Raw genomic sequence first — 9,669 nt, 5'->3', positions numbered from 1 at the left:
CCGGGGGGGAGCCCCGGCCCCGCCGGCACGCCCTCGGCGTCGCGGCGGAGCCGGGGGCGGGGGGGGTGAGTGCACCCCCGCCCCACTCTAGGTGCAGGGCTCCCGGCGCCCGACGGGCCGGTGAGCGCTCAGGCGCCCTTCGCGACCGCGTCCTCGATGGCGACGTCGCCCGAGACGATCTCCCAGGTCTTTCCGATCGAGGACGGATCGGCGAGCACCGCGATCACGGTGGCGGCGACGTCCTCGCGCGGGATGCTGCCCCTCTCGACGCTCTCGCCGAGCTCGATCCGGCCGGTGCCCTCGTCGTTGGTCAGACCACCCGGGCGGAGGATCGTCCAGTCGAGGTCGGTGCCGCGCAGCGCCGTGTCGGCGTCGCGCTTGGCCTCGACGTAGGCGCGCCAGCCCTCCTCGGTGTCGTCGTCGAGCGGGGCGTCCACGCCGATCGCGCTGATCTGCACGAAGCGGCGGATGCCGGCGATCGCGGCCGCCTCCTGGCTGAGGACGGAGGCGCCCAGGTCGACGGTGCGCTTGCGCTCGGGACCCGAGTCGGGTCCGGCGCCGGCGGTGAAGACGAGGGCGTCCACGCCCTCCAGCCGCCCGGCGAAGTCCTCGGCGGTCGAGTGCTCGAGGTCGTGGACGAGCGGCTCGCCGCCGAGGCGGACGATGTCCTCCGAGTGGTCGGGGTTGCGGACGACTCCGACCGCTTCGTGTCCGGCGTCGTAGAGCAGATGGAGGATCTGCTGGCCGACCTTGCCGTGTGCTCCGATGACGGCGACGCGTGTCATGGGTGTCCCTTCCTCGTCGGGGCGCTGGGCCCCTGGTGCCGTCCGCGGTGTGGGCGCGGACCTCCCCATCCTGCCGTCGGCAGCCTGGGGTCGTTCTCAGGTGGTGCGGCTCGTGCGGCGCTGCTCAGGTGCCGCGGCTCACGCGGCGAGGCGGTCGTCGCGCCCGGTGACGGCCAGCAGCCGGCTCTGCAGCGGCGCGGAGGCGTCGATCGGCACGGGCGCCGCGAACAGCCCGCTCGCGCGCAGCGTCTCCTCCTGCGGGGCGAAGAGCTCCCAGACGGCGGCGACGAGGCCCTCCTCCATCGCCTCCTCGCTGCCGGTGGCTCGCGCGAGGTCCCAGGTGTGCACGGTGATGTCGGCGACCTGCTCCTGCAGCAGCTCCAGGGCGGTGACGGTGTCGCGGCCGAGGCGCATCTCCGCCTCGGGGTCGATCTCGCGGGACACCGCGCGCAGCAGGGTCGTGACCCGGGTCCACTCGCTCCGCAGATCGGCGGCGACGGGCTCGAGGCGGATCGGCGACTCGTCGCCGCCGGAGAGGAGCGTGTGCGCCCGCTGCTGCTCGCGGACGACGTGCAGAACGAGCGCGCGCGTGTCCCACTCGGTGTCGGGGGTCGGCGCCGTCCAGTCGACCACCGCGTCGAGGCGGATCTCGAACGCGGCGTGCGCACGGGCCTGCAGGTCGAGCCAGAGGCTCAGGTCGGAGTCGGGGGAGGCGGGCTCGTGCTCGTGCGTCATGTCTTCTCCGATGGAGTGATCGTGGGTGCTCGGGTCAACCGCCTGAGCGGCGCCGCCATTCCCACCGGGGCGGGTCCGCGCGAGGGCGGCCCGGTGTCGGTGGTGCGTGCGACCATGATCCTCGGAAGCACTGCCGTCCGGGGAGCGGTGCGCCACTCGAGCAGGGCGGAACGTGAGCAAGCAGGACGGCAGCGGGCGGCAGGTCACCATCGAGCCCTTCGACGACCCGCGCGCGAGCATCCTGCACGTCGACATGGACGCGTTCTTCGCCTCCGTCGAGCTGCTCGAGCACCCGGATCTGCGCGGCAAGCCGGTCGTCGTCGGGCACATCGGCTCGCGCTCGGTGGTCACCGCCGCCACCTACGAGGCGCGCAAGTACGGCATCAACTCGGCCATGCCGATGGCCGTCGCCCTCCGCCGCTGCCCGCACGCGATCATCCTCGAGCCGCACATGGACCGCTACCGCGAGGCCTCGCGCCGGGTGATGGCCATCTTCGACTCCTTCACCCCGCTCGTCGAGCGGCTCAGCATCGACGAGGCGTTCCTCGACGTCGCCGGCGCGCGGCGGATCTCCGGTTCGCCCTGGGCCATCGGCACCGAGATCCGCCGGAGGGTGCACGACGAGCTCGGTCTCACCTGCTCCGTCGGCATCGCCAGCACCAAGTTCGTCGCCAAGCTCGCCTCCGGCCGCTCCAAGCCCGACGGCCTGCTCGTCGTGCCGTCCGACGGGGTGCAGGCCTTCCTCGATCCGCTGCCGGTGAGCGCGCTCTGGGGCGTCGGCGCCAGCACGGAGGAGGCGCTGGTGCGCCGGGGCCTGCGGACGGTCGCCGACGTGGCGACCACGCCGCTCGCCTCCCTCGTCTCGGCCCTCGGCGAGGCCACGGGGCGCCGCCTGCACGCGCTGTCCAACGGCGTCGATCCCCGCCCGGTCGACACCCGGCAGATCGAGAAGAGCGCCGGCCACGAGATCACCTTCGCGGACGACGTCGCCGACCCCGAGCTGGTCCGCCGCGAGCTGCTGCGCCTCTGCGACAAGGTCGCCGTGCGGATGCGCCGCTCCGGCGTGCGCTGCCGCACCGTCGCCGTCAAGGTCCGCTTCGGCGACTTCAGCACCCTGACCCGCTCGCGCACGCTGCCCGAGGCGACGGACGTGGCGCGCGTGCTCTACGACGCGTCGTCCGCGCTCCTCGAGGCGGCCAATCCGCTGCGCCGGCCCGTGCGCCTGATCGGCGTGCGCGGCGAGCAGCTCGTCGAGGGCGACGACGTCGCCTTCTCGCTCTGGAGCGACTCCGACGACTGGCGCGACGCCGAGCTCGCGGTCGACGGCGTCTCGGCGCGCTTCGGCACCGGTGCCGTCCGGCCGGCGTCGCTGCTCTCGCGCTCCGCTCCGGAGTCGGCGAAGGGCATCGACATCAGCGACACCCTCGCTACGCGGAACCGATCGTCAGACTGATCGGCCGGTGGTCCGAGCCGTTCGGCGGCAGGACTTCGAGGGTCGCGGCGGGCACTCCGTCCGCCAGAGCGTGATCGAGCGAGACCAGCGGCAGCAGAGCCGGCCAGGTCGCCGGGAAGCCGATGCCGGACGTGCGGACCAGCGCCGCCTGGTCGAGGACCGGCGCGAGCAGGTGGTCGTCCGTCGCGGTGTTGAAGTCGCCGACCACGAGCGTGCGGTCCGACGCGTCGTCCGCGAGCGTCGAGGCGAGGCCGCCCAGCATCGTGTCGCGCTCGGCGTGATCGCCGAGGCGGAACGAGGCGAGGTGCACCACGAAGAGCCGCGTCGCGCCGAGCGGGGTGTCGACGTCGACCGCGAGGGCGCGGTTCCAGTCCAGGCCGAGGTCGAGCGGCTCGCCGTTCGAGAGCTCCGTGCGGCTCCACAGCCCGACCGTGCCGACCACGTACGAGTGCGGGTACGTGTCCGAGAGCTCCGCGTCGACCGCCTCGCGATCCTCGCCGGCCAGCTCCTGGAAGGCGAGCACGTCCGGCTCCCTCGTCGCCAGCTCCGTCGCCAGCGCTCCGGCGTCGTCGCCGGTGCCGAGGTTCTGGCTGATCACGGTGAACGATCCGGAGCGGACCGCCGGTGCGGGGAGCGCCACCGGGAGCACGAGCACGCCGTAGACCATCACGAGCACGGTCACCGCTGCTCCGGCGCCGCGCGAGCGCAGAGCGACCGCGGCGGCCACGAGGACGAGCACCGCGAGTCCGGACCACGGGATCGCGGTCTCGACCACCGACAGCCAGCCGGCCGCGTCCCACAGCACGCGGTGGAAGGCGAGGAGCGCCGCCAGCAGCAGGCTCGCGACCGCGACGGTCGCGGCGCGACCTGGACGGCGGCGGCGCGGGCGGGACGGCATCCGACGATCATCGCAGCAGACCTCGGGGAGGAGGTGGGGGAGTCCTGTGCGCGCCGGTGCGCCGCTTGTCGCCCGTTCGGCCCGCGGAGTAGCGTCGGGCCATGCCCAACATCGCTGTCTCCCTGGCCGACAAAGTGACCTCCGCGGGTGCCGCGACGAGCTACGGAGACCCGATCGAGGTCGACGGCGTCTCGCTCGTCCCCGTCTCGCTCCGCTGGTTCGGCTTCGGCGGCGGCAGCGGCTCCGAGGACGGCCAGGAGGGCGGCGGAGGCGGCGGCGGCGGTGCCGTGGTGCCGATCGGCGCCTACATCAAGGACGACCTGGGACTGCGCTTCCAGCCGAACATCGTCTCGGTCCTCGCCGTCGGCGTCCCGCTGGTCTGGGTCTCCGGCAAGGCGCTCGCGCGGATCATCCGCGCGCTCAAGAAGTAGCGGCCCGGGCGCGGTCTCAGCGCTGGGGCCTTGCAGCGAACCAGGTCTTCTTCGTCCGGCCGAAGCCGACGATCAGCCGCTCGGCATCGTTCGGCCGGCGCGGGTCGTAGATGACCGCGACCGGCTCGCCCGCCATCCAGGCGTCGCCCCGGCGCTGCGGGGTCTTCACCAGGTGCCGCTCCTCGCCGTCGACGAGGCGGTAGGCGACGAGCAGTCGACCGAGATCGCGAGCCGCCGCATCGTCTCCGCGGGCCGGATCCTGCGCGACCACCCGACCGGACACCCGCGTGCCGTAGCTGAGCAGCTCGCGGCGGATCCGGAAGCGGCGCCGCCAGAGCAGCACCTGCAGGAGCACCACGAGGACCGCGGCGAGGACGAGCACCACCGACCACGACATGCTGTCTATGATTGCTGACGAACACGGGAGTCCGGTGCACCGGGCTGAGAGGAAGGCAGCAGCCTTCGACCGTCGAACCTGATCTGGGTCATGCCAGCGAAGGAACGTTTCGATCTCCTCTTCTTCGACCCGTGCCCCGTTTCGCTTCCACGAAAGGGCACGTCAGTGCAGAACACACCAGCGCAGAACAACGCAGCGCAGAACTCAGCAGCGCAGAACACCTCCGCGGAGAACTCAGCAGCGCAGACCACCTCCGGTCCAACGAAGGCCTCCTCAGCCGGCCGTCCCCGGGACCTCCGCTGGCGGGTCGTCGACATCGTCGTGGCCAGCGTCGTGGCCGTCGCCGCCGGCATCGTCTTCTGGGCGTGGGGTCTCGCGACCAACGTCCTCGGCGTGGCTTTCGAGTTCCTCCCCGGCCTGGGCGGCCTCCTCGGCGGCGGCTGGCTCTTCGCCGGCGTCCTCGGCGGCCTCATCATCCGCAAGCCGGGTGCGGCGCTCTACACCGAGCTGCTCGCCGCGGTCGTCTCGGCCCTGATCGGAACGCAGTGGGGCTTCCTCGTCCTGCTCTCCGGACTCGTCCAGGGTCTCGGCGCCGAGATCGTGCTCGCCCTCTTCCTCTACCGCAGCGGCCGTCCGCTCGTCGCGATGCTCGCCGGAGCGGGCGCGGGCCTCGCCCTCGCCGTCAACGACCTGCTGGTCTACTACCCCGCCGTCGACGACCTCTTCCGGACGGTCTACGTGGTCTCGTCTCTCGTCTCCGGCGCCGTGCTGGCCGGGCTCCTGCCCTGGTTCGCGGTGCGCGGCCTCGCCGCCTCCGGGGCGCTGGACCGCTTCGTCTCCGGCCGGGAGGGCCGCGTGGTCGAGGGGGCGGGCGCGGGCGCTCGATGAGCGGCGCGTCGATCCTGGCCCGCGGCTGGAGCTGGCGCCATGCGGGCCGGTCGACCGCGGCCGTGACCGGGCTCGACCTCGAGGTGCAGCCGGGCGAGCGCGTCCTGCTCCTCGGTCCGTCCGGCGCGGGCAAGAGCACGCTCCTGCACGCGCTGGCCGGGGTGCTCGGCGGCGAGGAGGACGGCGCCGACGAGGGCGAGCTGAGCATCGACGGTGCCTCTCCGGCGGAGCGCCGCGGAGTGGCCGGACTCGTCCTCCAGGACCCGGACACCCAGGCCGTGCTGGCCCGCGTCGGCGACGACGTCGGCTTCGCCTGCGAGAACCTCGGGGTGCCGCGCGCGGAGATCCCGGCGCGAGTCCGTCGCGCGCTCGACGACGTCGGTCTCGACGTCGCCCTCGACCGCTCGACGTCCGCGCTCTCGGGCGGGCAGAAGCAGCGGCTCGCTCTCGCCGGCGTCCTCGCGATGCAGCCCCGCCTCCTGCTGCTCGACGAGCCGACCGCGAACCTCGATCCGCGCGGGGTCGAGGAGGTGCGCTCCGCGGTCGAGCGGACCACGGCGCGCACCGGCGCCACCCTGATCGTCGTCGAGCACCGCGTCGACGTCTGGATCGACCTCGTCGACCGGATCGTCGTGCTAGGCGCCGACGGGACGGTCGTCGCCGACGGCGAGCCGCGTCCCGTGATCGAGCGCGCCCGCAGTGTCCTCGTGGCAGCGGGTGTCTGGCTCCCCGGCGAGCACCCGGAGCGGCGCGTCGAGTCGCCGGCGCCCGCATCGACCGCCCTCACCGCCGCCGCGCTCGATCTCGCCCGCCCCGTGTTCGGACGCCGCACGCCGCCCCTCATCGCGACGGGCCTCGACCTGACGATCGACGCCGGACGGGTGACCGCCGTCCTCGGCCCGAACGGCGCGGGCAAGTCCACGCTCGCCCTGACGCTCGCCGGTCTCCTCCCGCCGGCCGGGGGAGAGGTCGTGGCCTCGCCGGCGGTGCGCGACGGAGCGTCGCCGCACCCGCACCGCTGGAGCTCGCGGCAGCTCGCCGACCGGGTCGCGATGGTCTTCCAGGAGCCGGAGCACCAGTTCCTCACGGCGCGGGTCCGCCAGGAGCTGCACCTCGGCGCTCGCGACCAGGTGGAGCGGCGCCGCGCCGACGAGCTGCTCGAGCGCCTCGGTCTCGCGAACCTCGCCGAGGCGAACCCGTTCACCCTCTCCGGCGGCGAGAAGCGGCGGCTCACCGTCGCGTCGGCGCTGGTCCGGCGTCCCGCCGTCGTCGTGCTCGACGAGCCGACCTTCGGGCAGGACCGGCGGACCTGGGACGTGGTCGTCGACCTCCTGGCCGAGCTGCGCGGCGAGGGCCGTGCCGTCCTCGCGGTCACCCACGACGAGCACCTGGTGTCGGCCCTCGCCGATGCCGTGGTCCGCCTGGGCGAGCCCACGGTGGTGACCGGATGACGCTGCTCGACGCGGTGCCCGCCCGCGGACGCATCGCCGGTGCGAACCCGGTCGCGAAGCTCCTCGCGAGCCTCCTCATCGCCGTGGTCCTCGTCCTGACCGTCGACGTCGTCTCGGCGGCCACCGCTCTCGTCCTCGAGCTGCTCGTGCTGCCCTTCGTCGGTCTGCGTCCCGGCGACCTGGTGCGCCGCACCGCGCCGATCTGGATCGCGGCCCCGCTGGCCGGCGTGACGACCGTGCTCTACGGCCGCGACAGCGGCGCCGTGCTGGGGCAGTTCCTCTTCGTCTCCGTCACGGAGGGCTCCGTCGCCCTCGGCGCAGCGATCGCCCTGCGCGTGCTCGCCATCGGCCTGCCGAGCGTCGTGCTGATCGCGACGACCGATCCGACGGATCTCGCGGACGGGCTCGCGCAGATCCTCCGGCTCCCGGCGCGCTTCATCCTCGGCGGCCTCGCCGGGATGCGACTCGTCGGCCTGCTCACCGACGACTGGCGCACCCTCGCGATGGCGCGCCGGGCGCGGGGCGTGGCCGACGGGCGCGGACCTGTCGCCGCGGTGAAGAGCCTCGGTGCCCGCAGCTTCTCGCTGCTGGTGCTGGCGATCCGGCGCGGTAGCCGCCTCGCCACGGCGATGGAGGCGAAGGGCTTCGGCTCGGACATCCCGCGCACCTGGGCACGCGAGTCGCGCCTGGGCGCGTTCGACGTGCTGCTGGTGCTGGGCGGAGCGGCGATCGCGGCGGTCGCGGTCACCGCGGCCGTGCTGACCGGCGCCTGGAGCTTCGTGCTGAATGGCTGACCCGCGGCAGCTCACCGGGTCGACCGCGCGGACACTCGCCGTCGGCCTCGTCGCCCGCCGCGCGCGCACGGTGCTGCTCGACGGCCCGAGCGGCTCGGGGAAGTCGACGTTCGCGCTGGCGCTGCTGGCGGAGCTGCGGCGGTCCGCCCGTGCTCCCGCGGCCGCGCTCGTGCGGATGGACGACGTCTACCCCGGCTGGTCGGGGCTCGACCGCTCGGTCGCGATCGCGGCTGACCGGATCGTCCGGCCGCACGCGCTCGGGCTCGGCGCGCGCTGGCAGGCCTGGAACTGGGCCGCCGCCACGACCGCCGGCCCGCGCACCGCCGAGGCACCGCTCCTCCTGCTCGAGGGCTGCGGCGCCGCGGGGGAGCGGAGCCGGCGCTTCGCCGACCTCACCGTCTGGATCGAGGCAGACGAGGCGCAGCGGAAGCAGCGCGCGCTCGCCCGCGACGGCGCGCTCTTCGAACCGCACTGGGACTCCTGGGACGAGCAGTTCCGGCGCTACTGCGCGCGGGAGCGTCCCCGCGAGGGCGCCGATCTGGTGCTGGACTCGAGCGACCCGGAGGCCATCGCTCCAGGCTGAGGGGTCAGGCCCAGCCGAGCTCGTGCAGGCGGTCGTCGTCGATGCCGTAGAAGTGCGCGATCTCGTGCACGAGGGTGACGTGGATCTCGTCGCGCAGCTCGTCGAGGGTCTCGCAGGCGGCGAGGTGCGGCTCGCGGTAGAGGATGATCCGGTCGGGCATCTCGCCGAAGCCGTAGCGCTCGCGCTCGGTCAGGGCGACGCCGTCGTAGAGCCCGAGCAGGTCGAGCGAGCCGTCCTCGGGGCGGTCCTCGACGACGAAGACCACGTTCTCGAGCCCGTCGACCATGTCGTCCGGGAGGGCGTCGAGCTCGGCGACGACCAGCGTCTCGAACTCGGCCTCGTCGAGGGTGAGCATCGCCTGGCCTCTCGTCATCGATCGGGTAGGGGAGCGGTCGGATCTCCGGCGGCGGAAAGACGGAAGGCCCGGAGCCATCGACTCCGGGCCTTCCGAACTGGTTCTCATACAACTGGGGTGAGTAACGGGGCTCGAACCCGCGACCTCCTAGACCACAACCAGGCGCTCTGCCAACTGAGCTATACCCACCAGGACGGTGTTCCGCGGGGTGAACCCGCGAAGCAACTGTACGAGAGTACTACATCCGCGAGGCGAACTCGTCCACGACGGCGGCCGAGACGGCCTGCACCTCGGCGGAGGTGGGGCCCGGCTCGGGGACGAAGACGGCCCGGCGGTAGAAGCGGAGCTCGCGGATGCTCTCGAGGATGTCGGCGAGGGCGCGGTGGCCGCCGTGCTTGGCCGGGGCGTTGAAGTAGATGCGCGGGAACCAGCGGCGGGCCAGCTCCTTCACGGTCGAGACGTCGACGTTGCGGTAGTGCAGGTGCGCGTCGAGACGCGGCATGAACTTGACCAGGAACGCCCGGTCGGTGCCGATGGAGTTGCCGGCGAGCGGCGCCTGCTGCTCGGCGGGGACGTGCTTGAGCACGTACTCGAGCACCTCGTACTCGGCCTCGGCGACACTCACGCCGTCCGGGATCTCCTTCAGGAGGCCCGAGGTCTCGTGCATGTTCCGGACGAAGTCGCCCATGTTCTCCAGCGCCGACGCGTCGGGGCGGATGACGATCGACAGCCCCTCGTCGAGGGGTTCGAGATCGAAGTCGGTGACGATCACGGCGATCTCGACGAGCTCGTCGACGGCGAGGTCGAGTCCCGTCATCTCGCAGTCGATCCAGACAAGACGGTCGGGGGCGCTACTCATGCGCCGAAGTCTATCCGCGGCCACCGACACGGCCGGGGCG

12 protein-coding genes, 1 tRNA gene and 1 riboswitch are annotated in these 9,669 nt (G+C 73.3%); of the genes, 6 read left to right on the top strand and 7 right to left on the bottom strand.

Translation table 11 applies throughout. The features are described 5' to 3' along the window. Nucleotides 1–128: 128 nt before the first annotated feature. Both MT350_RS07600 and MT350_RS07595 read right to left on the bottom strand, forming a co-directional pair. Entirely contained in the window at nucleotides 129–785 is a 657-nt protein-coding gene (locus MT350_RS07600; RefSeq protein WP_123732238.1) for an SDR family oxidoreductase, read from the bottom strand. 138 nt (nucleotides 786–923) lie between these two features. Beyond that, nucleotides 924–1,520 (bottom strand): TIGR03086 family metal-binding protein, encoded by a 597-nt coding sequence (locus MT350_RS07595; RefSeq protein WP_243599141.1) that lies wholly within the window; start codon nucleotides 1,518–1,520, stop codon nucleotides 924–926. A 172-nt stretch (nucleotides 1,521–1,692) separates the two neighbouring features. Between MT350_RS07595 and dinB the strand changes: the two genes are divergently transcribed. Next, on the top strand, nucleotides 1,693–2,973 hold the full coding sequence (dinB, locus tag MT350_RS07590; protein WP_243599142.1) for a DNA polymerase IV: 1,281 nt from the start codon (nucleotides 1,693–1,695) through the stop codon (nucleotides 2,971–2,973). Here the strand turns inward: dinB and MT350_RS07585 are convergent. After that, nucleotides 2,948–3,871: an endonuclease/exonuclease/phosphatase family protein gene (locus tag MT350_RS07585; protein ID WP_243599143.1), complete on the bottom strand. Its 924-nt coding sequence runs from the start codon at nucleotides 3,869–3,871 to the stop codon at nucleotides 2,948–2,950. The genes dinB and MT350_RS07585 overlap by 26 nt on opposite strands. A gap of 101 nt (nucleotides 3,872–3,972) precedes the next feature. Between MT350_RS07585 and MT350_RS07580 the strand changes: the two genes are divergently transcribed. Beyond that, nucleotides 3,973–4,302 (top strand): hypothetical protein, encoded by a 330-nt coding sequence (locus MT350_RS07580; RefSeq protein WP_123445768.1) that lies wholly within the window; start codon nucleotides 3,973–3,975, stop codon nucleotides 4,300–4,302. Nucleotides 4,303–4,318: 16 nt separating this feature from the next. On the opposite strand, the gene MT350_RS07575 is transcribed toward MT350_RS07580, so the two are convergent. Then, nucleotides 4,319–4,699, bottom strand: a complete 381-nt coding sequence (locus tag MT350_RS07575; RefSeq protein ID WP_243599144.1) for a DUF3592 domain-containing protein — start codon at nucleotides 4,697–4,699, stop codon at nucleotides 4,319–4,321. Nucleotides 4,700–4,713: 14 nt separating this feature from the next. Then, a riboswitch (TPP riboswitch) is annotated at nucleotides 4,714–4,821 on the top strand. Nucleotides 4,822–4,864: 43 nt separating this feature from the next. Between MT350_RS07575 and MT350_RS07570 the strand changes: the two genes are divergently transcribed. Genes MT350_RS07570 through MT350_RS07555 form a run of 4 tightly spaced genes read left to right on the top strand, consistent with a single transcriptional unit; the run spans nucleotide 4,865 to nucleotide 8,415 of the window. After that, a complete protein-coding gene (locus tag MT350_RS07570) occupies nucleotides 4,865–5,587 on the top strand; it encodes an ECF transporter S component (RefSeq protein ID WP_243599145.1) in 723 nt (240 codons plus the stop codon). After that, nucleotides 5,584–7,038: an ABC transporter ATP-binding protein gene (locus MT350_RS07565; RefSeq protein WP_243599146.1), complete on the top strand. Its 1,455-nt coding sequence runs from the start codon at nucleotides 5,584–5,586 to the stop codon at nucleotides 7,036–7,038. The genes MT350_RS07570 and MT350_RS07565 overlap by 4 nt, the downstream gene beginning before the upstream one ends. Further along, complete coding sequence (locus tag MT350_RS07560) at nucleotides 7,035–7,832, top strand: energy-coupling factor transporter transmembrane protein EcfT (protein WP_243599147.1); 798 nt, start codon at nucleotides 7,035–7,037, stop codon at nucleotides 7,830–7,832. Before MT350_RS07565 ends, MT350_RS07560 begins: the two co-directional genes overlap by 4 nt. Further along, nucleotides 7,825–8,415, top strand: coding sequence for an ATP-binding protein (locus MT350_RS07555; protein ID WP_243599148.1), 591 nt, complete (start codon nucleotides 7,825–7,827; stop codon nucleotides 8,413–8,415). Before MT350_RS07560 ends, MT350_RS07555 begins: the two co-directional genes overlap by 8 nt. A 4-nt stretch (nucleotides 8,416–8,419) precedes the next feature. Here MT350_RS07555 and MT350_RS07550 read toward each other — a convergent pair whose 3' ends face one another. From MT350_RS07550 to orn, 3 genes are all read right to left on the bottom strand, one after another. Further along, nucleotides 8,420–8,770 carry a metallopeptidase family protein gene (locus tag MT350_RS07550; protein ID WP_123445773.1) on the bottom strand — a complete coding sequence of 117 codons (351 nt, stop codon included), beginning with the start codon at nucleotides 8,768–8,770 and terminating at the stop codon, nucleotides 8,420–8,422. A 113-nt stretch (nucleotides 8,771–8,883) separates the two neighbouring features. After that, a tRNA-His gene (locus tag MT350_RS07545) sits at nucleotides 8,884–8,959 on the bottom strand. 49 nt (nucleotides 8,960–9,008) lie between these two features. Then, the gene (orn, locus tag MT350_RS07540) at nucleotides 9,009–9,629 is read right to left on the bottom strand and encodes an oligoribonuclease (protein ID WP_123445774.1); all 621 of its coding nucleotides are present in this window, start codon (nucleotides 9,627–9,629) and stop codon (nucleotides 9,009–9,011) included. Nucleotides 9,630–9,669 lie beyond the last annotated feature (40 nt).

Origin of the sequence: Rathayibacter sp. VKM Ac-2928 (genome assembly GCF_022815545.1) — a bacterium.
GTDB lineage: Bacteria > Actinomycetota > Actinomycetes > Actinomycetales > Microbacteriaceae > Rathayibacter > Rathayibacter festucae.
This window is presented reverse-complemented; position numbering and strand designations above follow the sequence as displayed.

Coding starts and splice junctions, on each gene's coding strand:
- MT350_RS07560 (WP_243599147.1), top strand. CDS start 7,035: ATGACGCTGCTCGACGCGGTGCCCGCCCGCGGACGCATCGCCGGTGCG.
- MT350_RS07575 (WP_243599144.1), bottom strand. CDS start 4,699: ATGTCGTGGTCGGTGGTGCTCGTCCTCGCCGCGGTCCTCGTGGTGCTC.
- MT350_RS07580 (WP_123445768.1), top strand. CDS start 3,973: ATGCCCAACATCGCTGTCTCCCTGGCCGACAAAGTGACCTCCGCGGGT.
- MT350_RS07600 (WP_123732238.1), bottom strand. CDS start 785: ATGACACGCGTCGCCGTCATCGGAGCACACGGCAAGGTCGGCCAGCAG.
- MT350_RS07555 (WP_243599148.1), top strand. CDS start 7,825: ATGGCTGACCCGCGGCAGCTCACCGGGTCGACCGCGCGGACACTCGCC.
- orn (WP_123445774.1), bottom strand. CDS start 9,629: ATGAGTAGCGCCCCCGACCGTCTTGTCTGGATCGACTGCGAGATGACG.
- MT350_RS07550 (WP_123445773.1), bottom strand. CDS start 8,770: ATGCTCACCCTCGACGAGGCCGAGTTCGAGACGCTGGTCGTCGCCGAG.
- MT350_RS07585 (WP_243599143.1), bottom strand. CDS start 3,871: ATGCCGTCCCGCCCGCGCCGCCGCCGTCCAGGTCGCGCCGCGACCGTC.
- MT350_RS07595 (WP_243599141.1), bottom strand. CDS start 1,520: ATGACGCACGAGCACGAGCCCGCCTCCCCCGACTCCGACCTGAGCCTC.
- MT350_RS07565 (WP_243599146.1), top strand. CDS start 5,584: ATGAGCGGCGCGTCGATCCTGGCCCGCGGCTGGAGCTGGCGCCATGCG.